Annotated in this window: 21 protein-coding genes and 1 tRNA gene; 9 read left to right on the forward strand and 13 right to left on the reverse strand. The window is 55.3% G+C overall.

Going from position 1 to position 24,830, the window contains the following annotated elements; translation table 11 throughout:
* Window position 1 precedes the first annotated feature (1 nt).
* Window positions 2-922: a carbohydrate ABC transporter permease gene (locus QP400_RS04910; RefSeq protein ID WP_004807657.1), complete on the forward strand. Its 921-nt coding sequence runs from the start codon at window positions 2-4 to the stop codon at window positions 920-922.
* Window positions 919-1,794 (forward strand): carbohydrate ABC transporter permease, encoded by an 876-nt coding sequence (locus QP400_RS04915; RefSeq protein ID WP_004807658.1) that lies wholly within the window; start codon window positions 919-921, stop codon window positions 1,792-1,794. Before QP400_RS04910 ends, QP400_RS04915 begins: the two co-directional genes overlap by 4 nt.
* Here the strand turns inward: QP400_RS04915 and QP400_RS04920 are convergent.
* The gene (locus QP400_RS04920) at window positions 1,791-2,774 is read right to left on the reverse strand and encodes a S41 family peptidase (protein ID WP_004807661.1); all 984 of its coding nucleotides are present in this window, start codon (window positions 2,772-2,774) and stop codon (window positions 1,791-1,793) included. The genes QP400_RS04915 and QP400_RS04920 overlap by 4 nt on opposite strands.
* Window positions 2,775-2,985: 211 nt before the next feature.
* Between QP400_RS04920 and QP400_RS04925 the strand changes: the two genes are divergently transcribed.
* Entirely contained in the window at window positions 2,986-4,362 is a 1,377-nt protein-coding gene (locus QP400_RS04925; protein ID WP_004807662.1) for an NAD-dependent succinate-semialdehyde dehydrogenase, read from the forward strand.
* A 53-nt stretch (window positions 4,363-4,415) separates the two neighbouring features.
* Here QP400_RS04925 and QP400_RS04930 read toward each other — a convergent pair whose 3' ends face one another.
* From QP400_RS04930 to QP400_RS04970, 9 genes are all read right to left on the reverse strand, one after another.
* Window positions 4,416-5,933, reverse strand: coding sequence for an MFS transporter (locus QP400_RS04930; protein ID WP_004807665.1), 1,518 nt, complete (start codon window positions 5,931-5,933; stop codon window positions 4,416-4,418).
* A 195-nt stretch (window positions 5,934-6,128) separates the two neighbouring features.
* A complete protein-coding gene (locus QP400_RS04935) occupies window positions 6,129-7,013 on the reverse strand; it encodes a YsnF/AvaK domain-containing protein (protein ID WP_048706859.1) in 885 nt (294 codons plus the stop codon).
* A 516-nt stretch (window positions 7,014-7,529) separates the two neighbouring features.
* Window positions 7,530-7,603, reverse strand: a tRNA-Met gene (locus QP400_RS04940).
* Between the two features lie 55 nt (window positions 7,604-7,658).
* Window positions 7,659-8,180, reverse strand: a complete 522-nt coding sequence (locus QP400_RS04945) for a dihydrofolate reductase (RefSeq protein WP_285462546.1) — start codon at window positions 8,178-8,180, stop codon at window positions 7,659-7,661.
* A gap of 5 nt (window positions 8,181-8,185) precedes the next feature.
* Window positions 8,186-9,001, reverse strand: a complete 816-nt coding sequence (locus QP400_RS04950) for a thymidylate synthase (RefSeq protein WP_004807671.1) — start codon at window positions 8,999-9,001, stop codon at window positions 8,186-8,188.
* A gap of 2 nt (window positions 9,002-9,003) precedes the next feature.
* Window positions 9,004-9,771, reverse strand: a complete 768-nt coding sequence (locus tag QP400_RS04955) for an HMG-box domain-containing protein (protein WP_004807674.1) — start codon at window positions 9,769-9,771, stop codon at window positions 9,004-9,006.
* 2 nt (window positions 9,772-9,773) lie between these two features.
* Window positions 9,774-10,184: an OsmC family protein gene (locus tag QP400_RS04960; RefSeq protein WP_004807677.1), complete on the reverse strand. Its 411-nt coding sequence runs from the start codon at window positions 10,182-10,184 to the stop codon at window positions 9,774-9,776.
* A gap of 27 nt (window positions 10,185-10,211) precedes the next feature.
* The gene (locus QP400_RS04965) at window positions 10,212-10,706 is read right to left on the reverse strand and encodes a YdcF family protein (protein WP_004807679.1); all 495 of its coding nucleotides are present in this window, start codon (window positions 10,704-10,706) and stop codon (window positions 10,212-10,214) included.
* Window positions 10,703-11,191 carry a DUF2505 domain-containing protein gene (locus tag QP400_RS04970; RefSeq protein ID WP_040315298.1) on the reverse strand — a complete coding sequence of 163 codons (489 nt, stop codon included), beginning with the start codon at window positions 11,189-11,191 and terminating at the stop codon, window positions 10,703-10,705. Before QP400_RS04970 ends, QP400_RS04965 begins: the two co-directional genes overlap by 4 nt.
* A 65-nt stretch (window positions 11,192-11,256) precedes the next feature.
* Between QP400_RS04970 and QP400_RS04975 the strand changes: the two genes are divergently transcribed.
* On the forward strand, window positions 11,257-12,720 hold the full coding sequence (locus tag QP400_RS04975) for a sensor histidine kinase (RefSeq protein ID WP_040315299.1): 1,464 nt from the start codon (window positions 11,257-11,259) through the stop codon (window positions 12,718-12,720).
* A 59-nt stretch (window positions 12,721-12,779) separates the two neighbouring features.
* Here the strand turns inward: QP400_RS04975 and QP400_RS04980 are convergent, their stop codons facing one another.
* Window positions 12,780-13,028, reverse strand: coding sequence for a WhiB family transcriptional regulator (locus tag QP400_RS04980; RefSeq protein WP_004807683.1), 249 nt, complete (start codon window positions 13,026-13,028; stop codon window positions 12,780-12,782).
* A 147-nt stretch (window positions 13,029-13,175) separates the two neighbouring features.
* On the reverse strand, window positions 13,176-15,968 hold the full coding sequence (locus tag QP400_RS04985; protein ID WP_004807685.1) for an FtsK/SpoIIIE domain-containing protein: 2,793 nt from the start codon (window positions 15,966-15,968) through the stop codon (window positions 13,176-13,178).
* A 99-nt stretch (window positions 15,969-16,067) separates the two neighbouring features.
* Here QP400_RS04985 and ligA point away from each other — a divergent pair, with 99 nt between their 5' ends.
* On the forward strand, window positions 16,068-18,467 hold the full coding sequence (gene ligA, locus QP400_RS04990; RefSeq protein WP_004807687.1) for an NAD-dependent DNA ligase LigA: 2,400 nt from the start codon (window positions 16,068-16,070) through the stop codon (window positions 18,465-18,467).
* Here the strand turns inward: ligA and QP400_RS04995 are convergent.
* Window positions 18,438-19,694, reverse strand: a complete 1,257-nt coding sequence (locus QP400_RS04995) for a phospholipase D-like domain-containing protein (RefSeq protein WP_004807689.1) — start codon at window positions 19,692-19,694, stop codon at window positions 18,438-18,440. The two genes, ligA and QP400_RS04995, sit on opposite strands and share 30 nt — an antisense overlap.
* A 76-nt stretch (window positions 19,695-19,770) precedes the next feature.
* On the opposite strand from QP400_RS04995, the gene gatC reads away from it, so the two are divergent.
* From gatC to QP400_RS05015, 4 genes are read left to right on the forward strand one after another with little or no spacing between them, the layout of a single operon-like run.
* On the forward strand, window positions 19,771-20,067 hold the full coding sequence (gene gatC / locus QP400_RS05000; protein ID WP_004807690.1) for an Asp-tRNA(Asn)/Glu-tRNA(Gln) amidotransferase subunit GatC: 297 nt from the start codon (window positions 19,771-19,773) through the stop codon (window positions 20,065-20,067).
* A complete protein-coding gene (gatA, locus tag QP400_RS05005) occupies window positions 20,068-21,570 on the forward strand; it encodes an Asp-tRNA(Asn)/Glu-tRNA(Gln) amidotransferase subunit GatA (protein ID WP_004807692.1) in 1,503 nt (500 codons plus the stop codon). It begins immediately after the preceding gene.
* On the forward strand, window positions 21,567-23,066 hold the full coding sequence (gene gatB, locus QP400_RS05010; protein WP_004807693.1) for an Asp-tRNA(Asn)/Glu-tRNA(Gln) amidotransferase subunit GatB: 1,500 nt from the start codon (window positions 21,567-21,569) through the stop codon (window positions 23,064-23,066). Before gatA ends, gatB begins: the two co-directional genes overlap by 4 nt.
* A gap of 2 nt (window positions 23,067-23,068) precedes the next feature.
* A complete protein-coding gene (locus tag QP400_RS05015) occupies window positions 23,069-24,493 on the forward strand; it encodes an NAD-dependent malic enzyme (RefSeq protein WP_004807695.1) in 1,425 nt (474 codons plus the stop codon).
* Window positions 24,494-24,830: the final 337 nt, after the last annotated feature.

Consider the following 24,830-nt stretch of genomic DNA (forward strand, 5'->3'; position numbering starts at 1 on the left):
CATGAAGACTCATAAATGGTTTACCCCGTATTTGCTGGTGGGGCCTGCCGCCCTCTGGGTCGTGGTGTTCTCTCTTTGGCCCTTCCTTAATACGGTGGTGTTGTCCTTCACCAACGCCAAGCCTTTGCGGGCTTATAAGTTTGTTGGGCTACAAAATTACCTGGAGCTTTTTCATGATCCGCACTTCGGGGCGGCCATCTTAGTGAGCATAGTCTACGTGCTAGTGTGCGTGCCGCTGCTTACTATCTTGCCGTTGTTGCTAGCGGTACTGGTTCGGAAGAAGATTCCAGGCATTGGATTCTTCCGAACCTCCTACTACTTTCCCGTTGTCGCTTCCGTAGTAGTCGTAGGCATCATCTGGGCCTGGATGTTCAACTCGCGGGGCATCGTAAATGAAGCATTGAAGATGGCAGGGCTGATTGACCAGCCAATAAACTTCATGATCGATCGGTGGAAGCTGCTTGCTTGCGCAATTTTGCTAACGGTATGGAAGGGGCTCGGGTACTACATGGTGGTGTACCTGGCGGCGCTGGCAAATGCCTCGAAAGACGTCTACGAGGCGGCCACCTTAGACGGTGCAGGATGGTGGCATCGCTTCAGATCTGTCACTATTCCGGCAGTACGAGGCGCAATGCTACTGGTAAGTGCTCTAGTGTGCGTCTCTGCTATCCGAGTCTTCTCAGAACTGTACATACTCTCCAACGGAACTGGCGGACCCGGCGGCAAAGACCAGTCCATTGTGATGCTCATTCAACGCACTGGATCTGGCCTAAACGGCAACCTAGGGTACGCCTCTGCCCTGTCAATAGCGCTATTTTTCCTCACTGTTGGGCCACTTCTCTTAGTCGCCTATTTGAACTACGGCAAGGATGCCTTGAAAAACTCTAAGAAGAGGCCGAAAGCAAAGGTGCAGAGCAAATGAGTAAGGCAAAAGAAAAGTGGTATCAGCGTGGCTCGGCGCCGTACGAACATGTAACGCCCGCCCTCACCATTGCCAAATACGTCCTGCTAGTTCTAATTTTCATTGTTTCAGTAGGTCCATTCCTTTGGCAGCTCTCTACCGCCTTCAAAGGGGCTAGCGAAGATATCTACAAATTTCCGCCGGATCTGATGCCTTCTGCGCCCACATTGGCCAACTTTGCTGAAGTAGCGCGCCGCATCCCCATCTGGGATTACGGCATGCACTCACTAATAGTTGCGGTGGCATCGGTTATTACCAACGCCATCTTTGCAACGATGGCAGGCTATGCCTTGGCATGCATGAACTTTCGCTTCAAGAAGGTAATCATGGGCCTGTTCTTATCGACCCTGCTGCTGCCAGGCGAAGTCACCCTTACCAGCCAGTTCCTGACTGTTCGGGGATTGGGACTCGACAATACACTTGCGGGAGTTTGGCTGCCCGGAGCAATCGGGGCCATGAACGTTCTGCTCATGGCTGTGTCCTGCCGGATGATTCCTCGAGACATTTTGGATGCGGCCGTAATCGACGGCGCATCCACCTACCAGCGGCTGCGGTATGTGGTGTGGCCGAACGTGCGAGGCATGGTATCTGTAGTCGCCCTTTTCAGTTTCATTGGCGCCTGGGACGATTTCCTGTGGCCGCTGGTCGTTCTGAACGATCCCGAAAAGTACACGCTAACAGTGGGCATGCAGTATCTGCAGTCCAACTTCGGGCAGAACCCGCGCGTGGTGGCTGCAGGTACCGTGATCGCGCTGGTGCCGATCATCATCATCTTCGCCACCATGCAACGGTATTTCTTCAAGGGCGTTGAAGAGGGCGCTGTAAAGGGCTAGCGGCATCCCATTTTGGCAAGCCACTCAGTTGCTGCTTTTGGCGCCTGCTCAGCTGTAGTCGGAACGTCTGCCTTGATGGGCTGCTCTTTGTATAGATTGCCTGTGCGATCTTTGGTAAACCCGTTTGTTAGCTGCATGAGTGATCCCGTGGGAAGCTTATAAGACGAGTTTACGGAGGCATATCCTGCGGTCGGCTCGCCAAAGGTGCGCGTGTAATCTAGCCCTTTGAAAGCGATTAGCGTCTGTTCTGCAGAGCTTGCAGTGTGACCATCGGTGAGGATGGCAACGGGCACCTTGAGTTTGCGGGTAGGGATTTTGAAGTTTGTGGGGGAGTTGCCGTCTTTTGCACCTAGGTGAATGTTTCCATCTACCAGGTATAGGTCCATGGTCGCAGCGCCCGTGAAGCTAGAGAGTTTTCCTTCAGGCAAAAGAGCACTGACGCCTGAAATCATGGGGTACATGGTCCCGCCAAAGTTGTTGCGTAGATCCACTACCGCGCCGCAAATATTTTGTGCGGATGCTAACCCAGTTGCCAATTTCTTAGTGTAATCGGTCGCCTGCTCTGGGGTGCCCATCGTCTCGGGAAGAGTCGCTGTGGCAATTTTTCCTTCTACCTTTACGGTGGGAGCGGCGTAGCTGTTTTCCGATTTTTTCTGCATGTCCTTGGTGAGAATGAAGGAATGCTTGCCGCCTGCTACCTTCAAAGCCTTATTTATAACAGTCTCGGTCTCCTGCAGGGATTTTGCATCTTTGATTCCTTTGGCGGCAGCTCGTTTGGCCTCGGCCCATTTTGGTCCGTCTGCGTAGACCCCCGATTCCATCCAGCTAAGGAGCTCGTTACCGTATCGCTCCGGGGAGGGCGATGGGAACCAGATGCCGAGCTTTGGTCCGTACTTATAGATCCCAAACCCTGCCAAAGTTACCGAAGCTAGAATGATTAGCCCCAGTGCCACTAAGATGCTTTTTCCTACTTTTCCCATTGTTACTCGACTGACCCTTGCTGCTTCTCCGTCGTGCATTCATCAGTGTCTCACCGGGACTTAGCCCAGGCTATAGGGGGAAAACGAAAGTAGAGGTAGTGCTAGCACTACCTAACATAGGCTTGAGTAAAAATTTTCTATTTAACAGGCAAAAACCATTCTCACGCGTTAGGGTGGGCATTAAGTCCTACTGATTCAAAGGAGAATTCTGATGGCTAAGGAAGACGCCAAAGGCTACAGGACGCAGAACCCTGCCACCGGGGAAGTTCTGCAAACTTACGACCAAATTTCTGATGCCGAATTAGCAAAGGTGCTAGATTCCGGGCAGCAGGCAGCGGCAGAGTGGGCAGCCACGTCGGTTGAAGAGCGTGCGCAGATTGCCCATAAGGTGGGTGATCTTTTCATCCAGAAGAAGGAAGAACTAGGGCGAATTATTGCCGAAGAGATGGGCAAACCCCTGGAAGAATCGGTGGGGGAAGCCGAATTCTCTGGCGAGATTTTCAACTATTACGCGCAAAATGGCCCAGAGTTGCTGGCAGATCAAGCCAACGAGGAGGCGGTTATCCAGCGGCGGCCGCTAGGAATGTTGCTGGGGATCATGCCGTGGAACTACCCCTACTATCAGGTTGCCAGGTTTGTGGCTCCAAACTTGGTAACTGGAAATACGATCATCCTGAAGCATGCCGAGATCTGCGCCCACTCAGCGCGGACTATAGAAGAGATTTTTGAGGAGGCCGGAGTACCAAGTGGCGTGTTCCAAGTGGTGTTCGCTTCGCATGAGCAGGTTTCTACGATTATCGAGGACAAGCGAGTCCAGGGGATCTCGCTAACGGGGTCTGAGCGCGCTGGCGCCATTGTCGCAGAACAGGCCGGACGCAATCTCAAGAAGGTCGTACTAGAGCTGGGCGGTTCTGATCCTTTTGTAGTGCTTTCCTCTGACGATCCTCGCCAGATTGCCCGGGACGCGCTTGCCATTCGTCTTGAGAACACGGGGCAGGCATGCAATTCCAACAAGCGGCTCATTGTCATGGAGGACATTTACGACGAATTTGTAGATGAGCTTGTCAAGGGAGTGAAGGATCTGCAGCCGGGCGATCCGCAGCAGCTACAGGAGGGGGAGTACTCAGCACTGTCCTCGTATTCGGCAAGGGATACCTTGCTTGCACAGTTGGATCAGCTCGTTGCTGATGGCGCTAGAGTTCTGGTCGGGGGTAAGGCTCCCGATGCCGAGGGCGCCTATGTTGCCCCTGCAGTGTTGGTAGACATCAACCGCGAGGCCGACTCGTATTACCAGGAGCTGTTTGGCCCTGTTGTGAGCGTGTACAAAGTATCTTCTGCGGAGGAAGCGTTGGAGCTGGCCAATGACACGCAATTTGGTCTAGGCTCTTCTGTTTATTCGACTGACCCTGAAGAGGCCTTGCAGGTCGGTGAGAAACTGCAGGCAGGGATGGTCGGTGTGAATGGACAAGCCCCAGAGACGGCGCACTCGCCTTTCGGTGGGGTGAAACGTTCCGGTTATGGTCGCGAACTCGGCCCCTTGGGCATCGACGAGTTCGTGAATAAGCGACTGTTCTACGTGAATAAGTAGGAAGAAACAACTAGGGGTTCCTGAAGCAGGTTTGCTTCAGGAACCCCTAAGTCTTATCTAGGTCGCTTTTGGTAGTAGACGATTGCTATGACCGTGGCTAGGGCTGCGAAGGCAATTATCAGCAGATTGGCAACCGCGAAGCCGTCAAACCAGGCGGCCTTGCTTGCTCCGAAATTTGCTCCGGAAGCGAATAAGACGGCGGTTACTACTGAGTTACCGATAGCGGTCGAGATGCGCTGTGAGGTTTGCGCAATACCACCTGCCGTGCCGCCGTGGGCAACAGGTACTTCCAGCATTGCCTGCGTGGTGTTTACAGACCCCATGATGCCTAGGCCTATTCCAAGCGGGGTGATGGGAATACAAATCCAGGCAGGTGCCAGGTCGAACTTAACAATCAGGTAGGCGGTGCCGATCGTCGCAGATATCGCAACGATAGTTATTAGGAGCGCCCACACCTGCAAGAGGCGGCCGTGCGAAATGGCCTTCTTTGCGGACCAGAGCGAGGCATATCCCGAAACTGCAGCGTTGGGCAGACCAATTAGGCCGGTGAACAGTGCGCTCTGCCCCAATCCTTGTTGCACGAACAGGGCTAATAGAACGAATATCGAGGTCGAACCTAGAAACAAGACGGCGCATAGGGTAGTGCAGTAGCTGAACGACGAGATCTTGAACAGTTTTAGTTCCACCATGGGGATGTGTCCGGATCGCTCGTAATAGTATTCCCACCAGAACCAGGCAGCTAGTACTACTACTGCGGTAGGTAGTAGTAAGTAGCGGTAGGGGAAAGAGGCTGTAAAAGGAATCATGATTAGGAAGATTCCAATGCTGAGGCCGATCATTCCGATTGGATCTAGATCTAGTTTGGAGCCGCGTTTTCTGCTCGGTTTCCTTCCCGCGGCTATCTCCTGTTCCCGATAGGCCTTGGCTGCCGAGGCTTTGTCGGGGCCAATGGTGCGACGTTCTCGAGCAAAGGGGAGCCAGCGCAATGCGAAACCGATACCTATGAGTCCAAGGGGAGCATTTACTGCAAACGCATAGCGCCATCCGGGATCCTGCCCAAAAGCAGCAACCATAAGTCCCGATATTAGCGGTCCGGCAGCAACAGAGGCGGATATGGTGACGCCCATTAGGCCGTAAGCGCGGGCTCGGGTATGGCCATCAAAATATTGCTGAATCATGCCTGTGACTTGCGGCGAGAAGACGCCAGCTCCAACGGCTTGGATTACTCGCATGACGTTTAGGGCGCCGATTGAATTAACTGAAGCGCAACCTACGCAGCCGGCGCAGAAGATCAGCAACCCAATTACGAACATCAGGGAACGGCCGACTAGATCTCCGATGCGGCCTGCCGGTACTAGCACTATGCCGTAGACCAGAGCGTAGCCTGCGAGCACCCACTGAATGCCAGAGGGCGAAGCCGCAAGGCTATCCTGGACGGCGGGAAGAAGGGTGTTTACTGAAGAAACCTGCAGAAGCGCCATTACCAGCGGGAGAAGCGTGGCTGCAAGGATCTTGTCCAAATCGTACTGCCGGTTAGAACCGGGAACAGTGAAATAACGGGGGGTAGACATTTCTATCTCCGATAAATAAATAAAAAGTAAAATTCGAAATCGTTGAAGGTATGTTATGCCCCCGCAAGGTTGCGTTCCAATTCCCCAGAGGAAAAGGTAATGAGCCTTACACCAGCGATTATGAGATAGAAATTAATAGAATTAAATGCATTTGGGGGATCCGCCGGCCGGCGGATCCCCCAAACTTAGAGGAAGTTACTTCTTCAAGCCATCATCGAAGTTGGTCTCGATCTGTTCCTTCTTCAGATCCTCAGAGACAGTCTTGGAGTCCTTGACGGTCTCCTTGCCCAGCGAGATCTTCTCGACAGGTACGGATTCCTTAGTGACGTTTACGCGGTCCTCGTGCAGGGTGACGGAGGCTTCGCCCTCGGAAATGCCCTGGTCGCCAATCTTCTTGGCGTCTTCTTCGCTGATCGGGGTACGTACTAGACGGACCTCTTCGCGCTCTACGGGGACCTCAACGGTCTCGGTCTCGGTGACAATGTTCTTGCGCAGCTGGGCCTGGCCGGTGGCAACGCGTTCCTTGGCAACGTTTAGCTGCTCTTCGGAGCGGATGATCTCGCCGTCATCGGCGATGTCCTTGCGCGGTTCTTCAACGCGCTCGGTCTCTTCTGCGCGGTGGCGGCCAGCTGCCTCGCGATCCTTGGTGTGGCCTGCACCTGCGACACCAGCGGCGGTGCCGGCGGCAACAGGAGCGCCTGCTGCTGCTTCGCGGTGCTCTTCAACGTGGCCAGCCTGCTTGTTGTCGTAGGTGGTTTCAGCATCGGTTAGCTGGTCAACGCCGTAGTGGCGGTACAGAGCGTCCTGATCCTCGGGGGTCAGGTGGCCGGCATCGGCGAGGTCCGGAGCATCCTTGATGCGGTCCTTGGAGAATGCCAGGTGTAGGCCCTCGTCGTCCAGGCGGTGTCCGCGTAGCGGTACCAAGCTGGAGCCCAAGCCGAAGAGGCCGTGTGCTACCTCAATGAAGTCAGGCTGGCCGGTCGCATCGTTGGTAAAAACCTGCTTGACATCACCGAGCTTGTCACCGTCTTTGTCAAAAGCGGTTGCAGCGGCAAGTTCCTCAATAGAGTGTGTAGTCATTTATTGTCCTCTCACAATATGTTCTAGCAGGGGTGTGACGTAGGCCCCAGCTATAAAAAGACTAGCACCCATATTCAAGGCTGTCGCTTTATAAGAAGAAGTTATGTGTGGCGGGTATGCAGGGGCGTTTGAAGGGTGATTAGTTATAATTAAAAGAATTTAATATATTCGCTTCTTGGGTTTGCCTGCGAGTGTGATATGGGCTTGTTTTGTGGCGTCGCAGGGATAGTAAATAGCCGTGACTAGCGAGTATGCCGTGCCGCGACGCTTGCTGGTTGGCTGCTGTAATAATTGGGCTATTGGGGGAAAGTTAGCAAATCTCTGGTGGGAAAGAGGAAAGCCTGCTGCCGAATACTCAGATGATTTCCTGGGCAGGCGTTATATCGGATAAATATCCAAGTGAAGAAAAACCGGGCATGCGTCCCTGCCGCGCCACCTCTCTGGTCTATGTGGGCAAAGGGGCATAAAAAAGACCCCCCCGATCACGCTTTCGCCTAATCAGGGGGCCTTTTATAGTAGCGGGGATAGGATTTGAACCTACGACCTCCGGGTTATGAGCCCGGCGAGCTACCGAACTGCTCCACCCCGCGTCGGTGACTCCAGTGTATTGAACGATGCCCCTTTAGAGCAAATGCTGCAGGGGTGTCATTGCTCACCATGGAGGCGGCGATAGATCTCAACCTTCCGCCTGGCATCTCCAGAAGCTTCTCGCCAGCTGGAATCGGACCTGGATTGGTCCAAGACGAACTCCGGCCCAATGCGCGGTGCGTATACAGCCGCGGGCCACTGGGCTATCTTGTCACTGACATCCAGATCTAGCTTGGTTACCACCAGCTCTTCTGCAAGATCCAATGCGGCGGTATAGACCTGTCCGCCTCCCGTGATCCAGATCTGCTCACCGCCGGGGCATTGGCGGGCCTTGTGTAGCGCCGCTTGCAGACTGGGGCAGACTATGGCGCCCCCTGCCTCGAAGGAGGGGTTGGAAGTAATGACGATATTGGTTCGACCAGGCAGGGGCCGACTCCCAATGGACTGCCACGACTTCCTACCCATCACAATCGGGTGCGACATAGTTGTCGCCTTGAAGTGCTTGAAGTCTGCGGGAACATGCCAGAGCATGTTCCCGCCAGCGCCCAAAATCCCGTTGCGATCTTGAGCCCAAATCATCGCGATCAAACTGCCACCGGAGCCTTGATCGTCGGATGGTGCTGGTAGCCTTCAGTCGCGTTGATGTCATCCATCTGGTAGCTGAACAGATCCGGTGCCTTCTTCAAGTACAGCGTGGGGAAGGGATACGGATCTCGGGATACCTGTTCCTTTACCTGCTCAATGTGATTGTTGTAAATGTGGCAATCTCCGCCACTCCAGACGAAGTCTCCGACCTCGAGGCCTGCCTGTTGCGCCATCATGTGAGTTAGCAGCGAATATGAGGCGATGTTGAACGGTACGCCCAGGAACAGGTCGCAAGAGCGCTGATAGAGCTGGCAAGAGAGTTTTCCATCGGCAACATAGAACTGGAAGAAGGCGTGACACGGCGCCAACGCCATTTTGTCTAGCTCTGCCACGTTCCACGCGGAGACAATCATCCTCCTAGAGGAGGGGTCAGTCTTCAGCGTCTCCAGAACCTGCGAGATCTGGTCAATGTGTTCTCCGGAAGGCGTGGGCCAGCTGCGCCACTGGTAACCGTAGACGGGTCCAAGTTCGCCCTCTGCATCAGCCCACTCATCCCAAATGGTGATGCCGTGATCTTGCAACCACCGAACGTTAGTGTCGCCGTTCAGGAACCAGAGCAACTCGCCCTTTACGGCCTTCATTGCCACAAATTTGGTGGTGATTCGGGGGAATCCCTCTTCGGCCAGGTTGTAGCGAAGTTGCCGGCCAAATACCGAACGGGTGCCTACACCGGTGCGGTCGCTCTTTGCGGTGCCATTCTCTAAAACGTCTAACAGCAGATCCTCATACTGCCTATTGATTGGGCGTTCTGCCATTGTTACCTCTGTTCTTCCAGAATCTCAGATTCAACGTTAATGGGGCCACGGAATGGTCCGAGGGCGGCTTGTGCGCCTTCGATTACGTTGGAGGCGAGCGAACGTCCGCCGATCCATCCGAGCGCAGCGCCGACTCCGAATGGGATGAAGCGGCCAAGGGACCGCCCTGCCCATCGCTTTCCTAGGCGTTTGCCCAAAGACTTTACCAACCGGGCGTTCACTGACTTCATAGCTGGGTTCGAGGCGCTCATAAAGGTCTTGCGAGCCCAGTTCAGTCCGGACAGCCCCATCTGGTCGGCTACTAGTTTGGCGCCCTCGTCGCCCATCATTGAGGACATCACTAGGGTGCGACGGGCTTCTTTGCCGTCCACGGAGATTCCGGCTAGTTCTGCCAGGCCTAGTACGTAGTAAGCAGTTTCGGTAAGGAAAGCTAACAGCTCTGCCCCCGTCAGTCCGACAGCAGCAACGGTGCCAACGCCGGGTAGGACAGCACCGGCGCCCACGGCTGCCGAAGAAGTGGCTGCCCAATTGCGGTAACGCTTGCCCAGGATCTTCGCGAGTTCCTCATTCGAAGCTCCGGGATTGGCAGTCTTCAGCGCGGCGACACGGCGTTTGATGTCAGCGGCAGGTAGCTCGAGCGCTGCATCCAGCACGCCGGTCCAGTCCATTTGGACGGCAGACGAGGCTGCTTTGGAGGCCGAGGTGACGACTGTACCTAAGTTTGCTCCTTTCGGTAGGGAGGTCTTGTCAACTTTGCTCTTACCTAGCATTACTATTCCTCAACTATCGTGGTTTTGTAGGTTGCCCCGTCTTCAACGGTGTGGCCTACGGTGCAGTGCTTTTCGATTGCCCTGTGTGCCCGCTCGATTAGTTTTGCCTTGGCGTCCTGGTCCAGGCTGGACATGTCCGTGACGATCTCTACCCGGAAGTGCTTGTAGGAGTTGCGCTCTGAATCCTTGTCAGTTTCAACCCCTACGCTGGCCTGAAAATCATCGCCGAGTTCCCTGGCCAGAGTGTGGTCGGCGGACAGGGTATTACACGTTGCTAGCGCCAGCTTCATCAGTTCTCCGGGAGAGAACTGTCCTTCACCAGTACCGATTTCTACAGTGGCGCCGTTGGCGTTGTGTCCAACGTAGTAGCGTTCACCTTTTCGTTCTGCCCACAGTGCATCATTTTGAGTCATGTCTTAATGGTGCCATGAATATTGCCTTTAGTCGGGCCTGATTGGGAAGTTTGGCTGAGCGCGCAGAATTTTGGGCAAAGTAATGATGAGCGCGGCTACCTCGCGGAGAGTCCACTTCACGAAAGATAGTGGCGGGGCAGAGGCTCCCACCCCCGTGGCGTCCAAGCCTACGGCTTTAGCCCACGCTAATGCTCGGGGGAGGTGGAAGGTAGAAGTTACTAGGAAGATTTTTTTGTCGGCAGTCGGCAACAGGGCGCTGCTAAAGCGGAGGTTTTCCTCGGTGCTGGTAGATTCTGCCTCTAAGATCAGGAACGCTGGGTGTATTCCACGGGCAACGGCATATCTTGCCATTGCTGCAGCTTCACTGATCTTTTCATCCGGCCCCTGCCCGCCCGACAAGATAAGGACATCCTTCTTCCCACGTCTATTCCACAAAGAAATTGCGCTGTCTAGTCTGCGGGCCAGAACAGGGGAGGGGGAGGTGCCTCGCAACCCAGCACCTAGGACTACTATGGCTGTCATTGCGCAAGGTAGGTCGCTGCGGCCTTCTCTTCGTAGGCTTGCGCCCGGCCAAGCTGCTCGCTGACTTTTTGCTCGATCATCTTGCCAACGAAGGGGATCTTCACACTAATCTCGCCTTCCACGACTCGCTTGGTCTGTCCTGATTGCTCAGTCAGGGTAGAGGTGGCACTGACCATTACGGGAACACCGGAAACGGCAACGGACAACGAACCGGGGCGCGAACCGCTGGAAGTGGGACCCCACGCCTCTACAACAGTTACCTGTAACTTGTCGGGGATAAAACGACGAATCTTAGCGGGTGCCTCGCCGCTCGCCACTGAGACGGTAGAGCTGGCCTGAATGCGCCCAGACCTGCACGTTAGATCAATGTCTTCCAGCGCCACACCGATGGTTTTCGCCCTCGTCCTATAAAAATTTTCGTTGCTTAGCATCTCTTCGGTTTTGGCGAATGGGGCCGGGTAGGTGATGGTGAGTTCGAATTTCAACGGGTCCTCCGAAAAACGTCGAGGCATTGGCGCCGGTCGGTAATTTATACGTTTACTCTATATGTATGAGGCAAATGACAAAGATGGGGGAGCGCTTCAACCTCCTGCCGGTTTCCGCTTCTGAAGCCGACCGCTTACATGTCTTGATGGCAGATTGGCAGATTCTGGCTGACTTGGCAATGGCAGATTTGGTGCTCTGGATGCCTACTAAAGACGACAGGTTTGTTGCCGTGGCACAGTGTCGCCCCGCTACTGGACAGACAGTGCATCTGGACGATGTGGTAGGCAAGCACGCTTCTCCGATGCGGCGGGAGCGACTGCGGCAGACCTACGCCGAAGGAAAGATCATCAGTGCAGATTCGCCTAGGTGGGCGGGTACTTACTCGGTTATGGAAACGTTCATACCAGTAGTAGTTGACGGCCACACATGCGCAGTGATGAGTCGCGAGTCCGGTTCTGGACTTTCCCGGATTGCTAATATGCAGGCTCAATGGTCAGCGAGCGCGGCCGATTTGCTCTGCCAGATGATGACGCGCGGGGAATACCCTTACGACGTGGCGCCTACAGTGGGAACGCTTGGGGCGCCTCGCGTCAGTGATGGAATCATGCTGGTCGACGGTGAAGGGCGTCTTAGCGAGATCTCTCCGAATGCTTTTTCTTGTCTTCGACGTATTGGGCTGCCTCAGGATCTAAAGGGCCAGGTGCTAGCCGAAACCATCACCGATCTTATTAGCAAGGAGGCAGATCCGGTCGAGGAAACTTTGGCCGTAGTTGTGATGGGACGAGCCTCCTGGGTTACTGAGGTGGAAACCCGTTTGGGCACCATCACCTTGAGGGCTTTGCCCCTTACAAACGGAAAGCAGCGGTTGGGCGCGATCCTACTGTGTCGTGACGTGACCGAGATGCGTCGGCGCGAACGCGAAATGATGTCCAAAGATGCCACTATTCGCGAGATCCACCATAGGGTGAAGAATAATTTGCAGACTGTGCATGCGCTGTTGCGAATGCAGACGCGGCGATCGGATAACCCCGAGGTGAAGAGCGCGCTACAAGAAGCCGGCAGGCGAGTGGGCACGATTGCAAAGGTGCACGACGTGCTTTCACAGACGCTTGATGAGACGGTCGATTTCGACAAGCTTGCTAAAGAAGTGCTTGCCTTGGCTGCCTCCATGGCTTCTTTTGAGGGCGATGCCACGGCCAAGATAGAGGGCTCTTTTGGCACGGTAGGCGCTGATGCGGCTTCTGCCCTGTCTGTGGTGCTTTCAGAGCTGGTAACTAATGCGGTCGAACATGGCCTTGAGGGGGAGCGGGGAACGATTCTTGTGCGGGCCAACCGCGATGGCGCCAAGCTCCACGTTGAGGTCATAAATGACGGCAAATCAATCCCCGAAGGAGCCACTATGACTGGGCTTGGAACTCGGATTGTGCAGACTTTGGTTCGGGGTGAACTCGGAGGCGCCGTCGAATGGTCTAACTTGCCGCACGGTGGAACAGTAGCAACTGTGAACGCTGTAGTAGATGACGTATAAATGAGTCGTTAACTATTTCAGGCGGGGCATTGCCCCGCCTGAAATCATTTTTACTGCGCCTAGCTAGCCCGGCGCGCGCGAGCGGCGCGGCGTCGCATGGATCGCCTTTCGTCCTCGCTCTTACCGCCCCAAACGCCAGAATCCTGATGGTTCTCGATCGCCCATTTTAGACAGGTTTCTTGCACGTTGCACTTAGCGCAAACTAGCTTTGCCTCTTCTGCCTGAGCGATAGCTGGCCCGGTATTTCCGATAGGAAAAAACAGTTCGGGATCGACTGTCAGGCAGGCAGCACGGCTACGCCAATCCATTGGGCACTCCTTCGATTGGGAACATTAGGTGTCCCAGAGATGACTTCTGCGTTAACGCAGATTGGAACGTGTATCCATTTTTCTTATGTATGAAAGGTTTTGCAAGGGTTTTGAGGGGCATATCTGCTGGTTGGGGGGTGGGAATAGTCACAGCGGTCCCTTTGCGGTGGCCTGTATCACCGTGGCGGTGCAACCGTCTAGGTAAACGCCACGGCCCGGACGAGCGGCCCCTGGAAGAGGCATCATTCCCGTTAGGTTGTACTCGCGAGCCCATGACCGGAAGGTGGGGGATGGTTGCAAGACCACGATCTTTGCCTTCTGTGCAAACTCGTGTAAGGGGCCAGCAAAGCTTGTAGTCAGTTCTGCTATGGAACAGGTGAGGATGCGAATTGTTGCAGAACCGTTGTAGGCGGGACCGTCTCCATCCATCACATGCTCAGCAGGTACCTTCAGGAATTCTGCTAGGGCCCGAGCAAGGGTGGTCTTTCCGGAACCGCTCGAACCGGCAATTAGCCACCTTTCTCCTTGGGGTATCCATGGAGTAGCAAGGGGGCCTATCCAACCGATGCCTACCGTGGCAACTGTGCCTGGCTCTGGCAGACTGCTGACCAAAGGGATACCGGTTGCCACGAGTACTTCAGGTAAAGCAACCTGGACTATGGTGCGTTCCCCCGCCACGACTAGCGCTCGCCCCGGACACGTAAGTTGACTTGTCTCCTTGGAACGAAGACCGACCCTAGCGCTGTCTGCCTCTTCAGATAGTCCGAGGTAGATGCGTGTTGCAAAGTTGCTGGCCCACCTGGCTCCTGCACTGGTAGGCCGAATGGTGACAATTAGGTTAATGCCGTCAACCCTGCAGACCTGTTCCAGCAAATCCACTCCTGATCCGGCTCCTTCTGCCAGGTCCAGGTTTGCTATGAGGGAATCTGCGCCGTCAATGACTACGAGCGAACCTTTTGCATTGCCTGCAAGCAAAAGACGTATTCCTAGCGCCTGCTCGGAAGCAGTATTCAGAATGGAGCAAGCTCCGCTCCATTCCCCTGGACGATTGGTGAAGACATGAACTGCTCCGGCGGCATATTGGCAGGCTATTGTCTTCGCCGTCGTGGTTGCGCCCATCCGGGTGGGGGCGCACAGAAGTGTTTTCCCTATGCTCGGTAGACAAAAAGTAGTGGTGCACTGCCTTTTTGGATAGTCCGCTATGCCGAGGACGGTACCGTCGCCACCTCCTGCTGCCGCTTCGGCCAGAGAAATGCTCTGTGGCAGAGGCTCGGCCCAGGGCGCAGGTGCTCTAAAAGTTGTACTTGCGCAGATCTTGTTTACTGCCGATGCAACCATCTCTGGTTTGGCCCAGGCTATCTGCACCTCCCGGCGGTTGCCAGCTGCATCAAGTATTGCTCTGCCAGGTATCGGCGGCAGGTTCGCAGCTGTCGAATCGCCGAGCACATCGAGCGAATCACCTGCTTCTAGTACGCGAAGGCATAGCCGCAAACTGGCATTTGCTCGAATATGAGAGTCCACTACTCCGCCCGGCCTTTGCGTGGCGAGTATGAGCGATACCCCAAGTGAACGCCCCAAGGCTGCAATGCGCGTAAGGTCTTCCATGATTTTGGGGTGGGTCAGTGATAGCTCTCGAAATTCGTCGACGACTATTACCAGCCGGGGTCCAATATCGCCGCCTTGGCCCGCTACGCGTTCGCGCCTATGCAACTCCGCTAGCAAGGAGGACAGCGCCCTCTCAGTAGCGCCTGAGTCTAAATTAGTCAGCATTCCCGCCACATGAGGTAACTGTGCCAAGGGGGCAAAGGCCGCACCGCCTTTGTAATCGACCAGTATGAAGTTGACCTGCCAGGGTGGCATCGCCAATGCCAGCCCCAATAGCCATGTGGTGAGTGCTTCAGACTTGCCCGCCCCGGTAGTCCCAGCAACCAGCGCGTGAGGCCCATCTGCTAGGTCTATATAGACCGGTCCAGAAGCATCGGCGCCTATCTGGACTCTGGTAGCTGGCTTTACCCACAATTCGGTATTGCCTGAATAAGCGGGCAAAGCATCTTCGGCATAGAGCAAAGCGGGCATCTGGCTGTTGGTTTCCAAAAATGCCTCAAACCACCGCTGTGATACTCCGACTGCCTGATCGACGGCTAGGATCCGACTAGCGCTCGCGGGCACGTCCTCTTCGTGAGGTACTGCTGCCATAGTCGCGCTGCCGTCTTTCCACGAGACTCGATATTTACCGTCAAGGGGAGTTATTTTTGCGTCACATTGGGCTAGCCACCACCACAGGCTGGTTTTTGCGCCGCTTCCAACTAGGTATACGGATTCGCCATGCTCAACTTTCAAAATCCCGCCTCTTTGCGAGGCCGATAGCCAGGCCATGAGGGGACCTGTAGATTTACCTTTTTGGGTCTTTCCGGTGGCCGCAAGATATAAACCCCACGGTGTTGGGAAGGGCAATTTCTTCTCTGCAGTTGCCCGATACTGCCAGATTGCTGCTACTAGTGCCGATATTAAAATCGCTCCCAGCGCGATGGCTGCCCATTTGTTTGCGGTTAAGGACCTCCACATTAGTAACGGCATTATCAGCATGGGGATTAGGAACAGCGCTTTAGAGAAGCTTCTCTTTTGCTTACCTGGACGGCGAAAGCGTAGGTCTGGTGGGCGTCTTGCTACTCGCACTGGTGTCTGCCCAAACATAATTCGTTGGCCGTGGCGCACGAAGATTTTCTTGCGAACCGGCCACCAATAACCCACCCGAAGTCGGATGGGGTTATGGGGGGCCACGCTCTGGGCTATGAAGCCCTTTCTATGGCGAGATATTTTGACCTGCGCTCTAGAGGCCGTAGGGTCGCCAACTAGAGCTCGGCCGAGCACGCCCTCTTCTAGACGATTTGGGCATCCTGCGTACGGGCCGGATTCAGGCGTCAGCAGTAGTTGGTTCATGCCCTCACGGTAGGGTGTAAGGGTAAAAATGGCCCGGGCTTATCCACACTGGCTGTACTTAAATAGACCTTCGAAGCGCTGTGGATAACAATAGGGGACATGAGTGAGCACGAGCGCGAAGAACAAGAATCTGCCCAGCAGCTGCATGCAGAGCTGACAGACCAGATTGAAGCTGCGAGGTACCAGTATTACAACCAAGAAGCCCCTGAGCTTTCGGATGCTCGGTACGACGAATTATTCGCGCGCCTTACACGACTGGAGGAACAGCATCCTGAACTCGTGGACGCGAATTCCCCGACCCAGTCGGTAGGGGGTAGCCCTGAGGCAGCGTTTACTCCCTTTACTCACCTGGAGCGCATGTTGTCTCTGGACGACGTATTTTCACTCGATGAAGTTTCACTGTGGTACCAACGCATGCAGAAGGCTGCGGGCACTAGTGAAGTGCCGGTTACGTGTGAAGTGAAGGTAGATGGGCTTGCCATCTCGTTGCTATACGAGGACGGCGAACTCACGCGTGCCACCACCCGTGGAGATGGCACGGTTGGCGAAGACGTGACTGCGAATATCGCTACTATCAAGCAGATTCCTAAACGGTTGCACGGAGAGGATCTGCCGAGGCAGATCGAGATTCGCGGAGAGATTTTTCTGCCGTTGAAGGCCTTCGCTGACATGAACCAGAAGGCCGCTCTGTTCAATAAGGAGCAAGAGGATCTGAAAGCCGCTGGTAAGAAGGCAAGGCCTAAACAGAAGATTTTTGTGAATGCCCGGAATGCTGCTGCCGGGTCACTAAGGCAGAAGGATCCAAAAGTTACTGCTTCTCGCCCGTTGCGGATGATTACGCACGGCTTGGGGTTTGTGGACTGGGCAAATGGACCACAGACTCAGCACGGCTGGTATTCCCAGTTGAAGGAATGGGGATTGCCAGTTTCTGAGGAGACTGAGCGGGTTTACTCTTTGCAACAGATTTATGACTACATCGACCGGATTGGGAAGAAGCGGCCGCAGATTTCGCACGGTATTGATGGAGTGGTCGTAAAGGTCGACCAAATATCGCTCCAAAAGCAATTGGGGCAGACCTCCCGTACGCCGCGATGGGCTACCGCGTATAAGTTTCCTCCGGTAGAGGTCCATACCCGTCTACTTGATATAAGAGTGCACGTGGGGCGCACAGGCAGGGTCACCCCGTATGGACTTATGGAAGAGGCTTTTGTTGACGGTTCTAACGTGTCTCGGGCAACCCTTCACAATGCGGAGGAGGTAGTTCGCAAGGGGGTACTTATAGGAGACACTGTGGTGCTTCGTAAGGCGGGTGATGTTATTCCCGAGATCGTTGGCCCGGTAGTGGCAGCGAGAGATGGTTCCGAACGTGAATTTGTCATGCCTGATACCTGTCCGTCCTGCGGAGCTAAGATCGCGGCGCAGAAGGATGGGGACGTGGATCTTCGGTGCCCTAACCAGGCCTACTGTCCTGCTCAGATCACAGAGCGGATATCGCATTTAGGTTCTAGGGGAGCATTTGACATTGAAGGGCTAGGAGACGAATCAGCGCTTGCGCTTACCCAGCCGGAAGCCAATAGGGACGAGGTGGCGGCTTCGCTAGTGCAGGGACAGAAGGTGTTACTGGAGGACGGCAACGTATTGCAATTGCGGGAGGCGGAGGATCTTCCGCATGCCGAGCAGATCTTGAAGGCCGAGGCCCTGCTGCCTGCCCCCGCTGCTCCCATCTTGTCCAATGAGGCTCCGATTTTTAGTCTTACTTCGGAAGACTTGCGGGACGTGATGACTTGGCGGAAGAAGAAGGATTGCTGGGTCCAAGTGCGCTATTTCTGGTCGAAGGGGGAAAAGCTGTCGGCCGCTGCGGCGCAGCAAGCCGGCTCTGTCTTCGGGCCGCCGAAGGAAGGGAAAACTGTCAAATCACTGATGGCAGAGCTCGAGGCTGCCAAAGCGCAACCGCTGTGGCGGGTGCTAGTGGGGTTGTCGATTCGTCATCTAGGTCCTACTGCTTCGCGAGCATTAGCTAGCCATTTCGGTTCTATGGATGCCTTGCGTTCCGCTTCTGTTGAAGAAATTGCCCAGGTCGAGGGCGTAGGTGCGGTTATCGCGCAGTCGGTCAAGGACTGGTTTAGCGAACCTTGGCATGTAGAGATCGTGCAGGCCTGGGAAGAGGCTGGGGTCCGGATGGCAGACGAAGTCGAGGCTAGCCGTCCTCAACAAACCCTGGCGGGGATGACCGTTGTTGTTTCGGGCAAGATGCCGGGTTATACCCGTGAGTCTGCTAAGGAAGCGATCGAGTCGCGGGGCGGTAAGGCCGCCGGATCGGTGTCGAAAAAGACTAGCGTTGTGGTAGCCGGTGATGGGGCAGGATCGAAGGCTACAAAGGCAGAGTCTTTAGGGATTCCAGTGCTTTCGGATGAAGACTTCGATAGCTTATTGCAGTCGGGGCGTGAGCTTCTTGTAAGTCGCGGTTTACTAGAGGATGTATCGGAGGGGACGGACTAACCGTTCGGTCATCCGAACGAAGGCTCCGCGTGATTCCCATTCTAGGAGGCTCATTTCTCTGGCGTTGGTTAGGTCTTCTAGGAAAACCTTCTCTAGATAGGCTGCCTGTTCTCGATCGGTGATCTGCAGGTTTATCTCGTAGTTGCCAGTCATGGATAGCTGGTCAATGTTGGCGGTGCCGATGGTTGACCAGCGTCCGTCTACCGTCATGGTCTTCGCATGGATCATGACGTCCTGGTATAGCCACAGTTGGGCGCCGGATTCAAGTAGTTCGGCGTAGAAGGAACGGGCTGCCCAGTCGGCAATTAGGTGATTGGATTTTTCCGGCACCAGGATGCGGACGTCCACCCCGCGGTGTGCTGCTGCGAGGAGGGCATCTTGGATCTGCGAGTCGGGAATGAAGTATGCGGAGGTAATCCACACGCGTTTGGAGGCCCGTTCGATGGCGTTGATGTAGCTGCCGCGGACGGGGAACAAGAGTTTTCGTGGGGTGTTCAGCGCAGCGGTTATCTTGTTGTCCCAGCTGCGTGCTCCGCGGTCGAAGAGGTGTTTTTGGGATCCTTTGCAGTGCTCGTTCCAGAAGTCAACAAAGGCATTGTCTAGCTCCCACACGCCGGGGCCTTCAATGCGAAGGTGGGTGTCGCGCCATTGGTCGATGTAGATTTCGCCAATGTTATATCCCCCTACGAACCCGATCTTGCCGTCGGCTACGACGATCTTGCGGTGGTCTCTGCCCATTGCCCGCAGTCCCCGTTTGAAGATGCCGAATTTGAGGATTGGAAATTGCAATACGTGAAGGTGTTCCAGTTTGGGGAAGCGCTTGAACCGTGGGGGCACGACTAGGTTGCCGAAACCGTCGTAGATTATGAAGACGTCTACGCCACGGCGCGCTGCAGCGATGAGGGCGTCTTTGAAGCGTTGGCCGGTGTTGTCACCTTTCCAGATAAATGATTCAAAGAAGACATAGGATTTGGCGTTCGAGATGGCATAGATCATGTCGTCATACAGTTCGCGCGCATCCATGTACGTGGTCAATTGGTTGTCCGAGACGGCTAGGTCTTTTGGTGCCAGGGCGGGAAATGACAAAGGCCCGGATGGGCTGCGGCGTTTCCTCCACTCGTCAACCGCCACTAGTCCCGCGGCAGCAACCGCCTGAGCTGTGAGTATGCCTCCCGCAGTATATTTGGTTACTTTCTTTGCTGTTGCGATCCTGGAACGTTTTGCCATGGATTTACTCTATCGCGAAGGGCTTATTTACTGAGCCACTTACGCCTTAGCGGTAGCTAACAGGTACCATCGAAGCATGTCGACTATTTCCACTGAAGAGGTCGCCCGGCTTGCTGGGCTGGCCCGTATTGCACTTACTGATTCGGAGATTACGCGACTTGCTGGCGAGCTTGACCAGATTGCAGATGCGGTTTCGCGCGTGTCTGAGGTTGCGACTCCTGATGTTCCGGCTACTTCCCACCCGATTGCGTTGCAGAACGTTATGCGCGAGGACGAGGTAGGTCCAACTTTGGATCGCGACGAGGTGTTGGCTGCTGCGCCCGCATCGGAGCGGGGTCAATTCAAGGTTGCGCAGATTTTGGGGGAGGAATAAATGAATAGCATTTTGCAGCTTTCCGCGCTCGAGTTGGCGCAGAAGCTTTCTGCTGGCGAGCTCACCTCTGTGGAGCTGACTCAGGCCTGTTTAGACCGGATTGCCGCGGTGGATGACAAGGTGCACGCGTTCTTGCACGTTGATGCCGAGGGCGCCCTGGAGACGGCACACAAAGTTGATGAAGCGCGCAGCCAGGGACAGGAATTGCACCCGCTGGCGGGTATTCCGATTGCGGTAAAAGACAATATTGTTACTCGTGGCATTCCTACTACCTGCGCGTCGAAGATCCTTGAAGGATGGCTTCCTCCGTACGACGCTACTGTGGTTACTACTCTGAAGAAGGCAATGCTGCCGATCGTGGGTAAGACCAACATGGACGAGTTCGCGATGGGCTCTTCTACCGAGCACTCCGCTTTCGGCCCTACCCATAACCCGTGGGACTTGGATCGTATCCCAGGCGGATCTGGTGGCGGCAGCGCAGCGGCTGTTGGCTCCTTCATGGTCCCACTTGCTCTGGGGTCTGATACGGGCGGTTCTATTCGCCAGCCGGCCGCGGTTACTGGCACTGTTGGCGTGAAGCCGACTTACGGCGCGGTCTCTCGTTATGGCCTGGTTGCCATGGCTTCTTCTTTGGATCAGATTGGTCCGGTTACCAGGACTCTGGCGGATGCGGCAGCTCTGCAGGAGCTGATCGGCGGGCACGATCCGGCCGATTCGACCTCGCTGGATGAACCTGTTGCCGATCTGCTAGAGGCAGTTCGCTCGGGCAAGGCTGAGGGGTTGCGCGTTGGCATTGTGAAGCAGCTGCAGGGCGAGGGCTACCAGGACGGAGTCGTCTCCACCTTCAACCGTGTCATCGATTCTTTGCGTGAAGCTGGCGCAGAAATTGTAGAGGTCGACTGTCCGTCCTTCGAATATGCCCTCTCGGCTTACTACTTGATTATGCCTGCAGAGGTCAGTTCCAACCTGGCCCGTTTTGACGGCGTTCGCTACGGCCTCCGCGTGGAGCCTGCTGAAGGCCACGCCACCGCAGAGCGAGTAATGGCAGCTACCCGTGAGGCAGGCTTTGGTGACGAGGTAAAGCGCCGCATTATCTTGGGCACGCACGTACTTTCCGCGGGCTATTACGATGCTTACTACGGCAGCGCACAGAAGGTGCGTACGCTCGTTCAGCGCGATTTGGATCGTGTCTTTGAACAGGTTGATGTGTTGATGTCTCCTACTGCTCCCACCACCGCGTGGAAGCTGGGGCAGAAACTGGATGATCCGCTCGCCATGTACCTGGGCGACGTTACGACTATCCCGTCGAACTTGGCCGGCATCCCTGGCGTGTCGGTGCCGATCGGACTGGATCCGCAAGAGGGACTTCCTGTTGGCCTGCAGGTTTTGGCTCCCGCTAGGGAAGACAAGCGGATGTACGCGGCTGCGGCTGCGGTCTCGAATGTCGTAGAGGCTAATCTGCCGGAGTTTTGCCCGGCTAAGACGTGGAAGGAAGACAAGTGAGCACACTTATGAAGTACGAGGACGTCGTAGCGAACTTCGACCCCGTCCTCGGCATTGAGGTACACGTGGAGCTTGGTACCAAGACCAAGATGTTTGATGCTGCTCCGAACGCCTTTGGTGGGGAACCGAACACGCAGATCACTCCCGTCTCTCTGGGCTTGCCCGGATCGCTTCCGGTGGTAAACCACAAGGCAGTTGAGTATGCGATCAAGATCGGCTTGGCACTGAATTGCAATATCGCTGAGTTCTGCCGGTTTGCTAGGAAGAACTACTTCTATCCGGACTTGGTAAAGGCATTCCAGACTTCCCAGTATGACGAGCCGATCGCTTATGACGGCTACGTTGACGTAGAGCTGGATGACGGCACGATGTTCCGTGTTGACATTGAGCGAGCCCACATGGAAGAAGACGCTGGCAAGAACACCCACATTGGTGGTGCGGAAGGCCGTATTCAGGGCGCGTCTTACTCGCTGGTGGACTATAACCGTGCCGGTGTTCCCCTAGTAGAGATTGTTACCCGTCCGATCGAGGGCGCCGGTGAGCGGGCTCCTGAAGTTGCTGCCAAGTACGTGCAGACTCTGCGCGATATTTTCAGGGCGCTAGACGTTTCTGAGGCTCGCATGGAGCGGGGCAATGTGCGTGCGGATGTGAACGTGTCGTTGCGGAAGGATCCTTCTGCTCCGCTGGGTACTCGTACCGAGACCAAGAACGTGAACTCGTTCAGGGCCATCGACAAGACCGTGCGCTACGAGATGCGTCGCCAGGGAGCGATTCTGTCGAGGGGCGGAAAGGTCATTCAGGAAACTAGGCACTGGCACGAAGAGGATTCGACTACTTCTTCTGGCCGCGAGAAGTCTGATGCTGAGGACTACCGCTACTTCCCAGAACCGGATCTTGTTCCGGTTGCGCCTTCCCGGGAATGGGTTGAGCAGTTGCGCCAGTCTCTGCCTGAGCTGCCTGTGGTTCGCCGCCGCAGGTTGCGCGAGGAATATGGCTTCACCGACATGGAGATGCGGGACGTTGTAAACGCAGGTGCTTTGGATCTGATCGTACAGACGGTGGAAGCTGGCACGAAGCCTGTGGCCGCTAGGAAGTGGTGGATGACCGAGCTCTCGCGTGCAGCGAAGGATAGGCAGGTGGATCTTGTGGATCTGCCGGTCGCCCCAGAGCAGATCGCCCAGCTGCAGAAGCTGGTTGACGACGGCAAGATGACCGACAAGCTTGCTCGTAAGTGTCTAGAGGGCGTGCTTGAAGGCGAGGGCGATCCCGCCGAGGTCATGTCCAAGCGAGGACTTGAACTAGTGCAGGACGATGGGGCGCTGGATGCGGCTGTAGCAAAGGTCGTGGATGCGAACCCGGATATCGTGGCTAAGGTTCAAAGCGGCAAGACCAAGGCGGTTGGCGCTCTGGTCGGTCAGGTAATGAAAGAAATGCGTGGCAAGGCTGATGCAGCCAAGGCCAGCCAACTCCTTCTAAAGGCATGTCAAGAAAAGTAAATATGAGGACTTCACCTTCTTACACGGTCCAGCTGCGGCTGGTCCTTTCTCAGCAGCGGATCTCTGCTGGCCAGGTGGTTGACCTGGTAACTGGTACCGGTGCCGAGATCACCGGCTTGGATGTTGCCCATTCCGAGGGCGCCGGCCTTACCGTCGACCTCACTTGCGATACTCGCGACAGTGAACATCGCAGGCAGGTTGCCAAGCTACTAGCGGAAACTCCCGGAGTGCAGGTTCAGGCGGTTTCTGATGCCACCTTCCTCGCACATATTGGGGGCAAGCTGGATGTGGAGCCGAAGACTCCAATCCGCAACCGCGACGACCTGTCTCGCGTGTATACGCCAGGGGTAGCCCGGGTGTGTACTGCGATCCACGACGAGCCTTCCAAGGCTTGGTCTTTGACAGTCAAGAAGAACACCGTTGCCGTGGTTACCGACGGCACTGCGGTTCTTGGGCTCGGCGATATTGGTCCGGAGGCTGCAATGCCCGTTATGGAAGGCAAGGCATGTCTGTTCAAGCAATTTGGCGGGGTGGATGCCTGGCCGGTTGCTTTGGATACGAAGGACACTGACCAGATCGTCGAAATCGTGAAGGCTATTGCGCCTGCTTATGGTGGCATTAACCTGGAGGACATTTCTGCGCCCAGGTGCTTCGAGATCGAGGAGCGGCTGAGGGAAGAATTGGATATTCCGGTCTTCCATGATGACCAGCACGGCACTGCCATTGTCTGCCTAGCAGCCTTGTTGAACGCGTTGAAGCTCGTCGACAAGAAGATTGAGGACATTCGGATCGTGGTTTCCGGTGTCGGCGCCGCGGGATCAGCCATCATCAAGTTGTTGATGGCCCAGGGTGCGAAAGACATTGTTGGGTACGGCCGCAGTGGAGCACTTGTGTCTGACGATGTGGAGGGCATGCACCCATCCCGTAGGTGGCTTGCCGAACACACCAACCCTCGCAAAGTGAAGGGGTCTTTGAAGGAAGGCCTGAAGGACGCCGATGTGTTCATTGGAGTCTCGCACGGTGACATCCTGACCGGGGAAGACATCGCCCAGATGGCACCAGATGCCATCGTATTCGCGATGGCAAACCCGATTCCTGAAGTGGATCCGATGGAGGCAAGCAAATACGCGAAGATCGTGGCGACGGGGCGTTCTGATTTCCCGAACCAGATCAACAATGTGTTGGCATTCCCAGGTCTCTTCCGTGGATTGCTAGATGCTCGCGTCTCGCAGATAACCACGGAGGTGCTACGGGTAGCAGCAGTCGCAATCGCCGAAGTGATTTCCGAGGACGAATTGGCACCTGAATACATCATTCCTGGTGTGTTCCATCCTCGAGTGGCTGATGCTGTTTCCACCGCGGTAAAGGAAGCTGTGGCGGACTTGCCCCACCACGAAGTAGCCGTGCAAGAGCACGTAAATTACTAAAAACGCAGTTCAGCGGCTAGTGTGCGCAGGCTCACTGGCCGCTGATTTGTATCTTAGGGTCGTTGTCTGGTTATATATTTTCCTGTCGCCCGGCGATACGGAGCGGCGGAAACAACTAAATAGCATTGCTGAGAGGCAAGTCACTCGAACTGAAGTTGACATCCTGGAAGCAAATGTTTTAGAGTTGATTTCTGTTGCGCTGGTGATTGGCCGACGCGGCAAGAACCCCTGGGGGTACTGGTAGAAACCAGGTTCCTGGTGTGGTGTGGTTGTTTTTGTTCTCGATAGTGTGTTTTTGTTTTTGCTCTTTTTTGTGTGTGGGCTTTGCGCAACTGTT

This window comes from Winkia sp. UMB3158, assembly GCF_030217145.1.
Classification (GTDB): domain Bacteria; phylum Actinomycetota; class Actinomycetes; order Actinomycetales; family Actinomycetaceae; genus Winkia; species Winkia anitrata.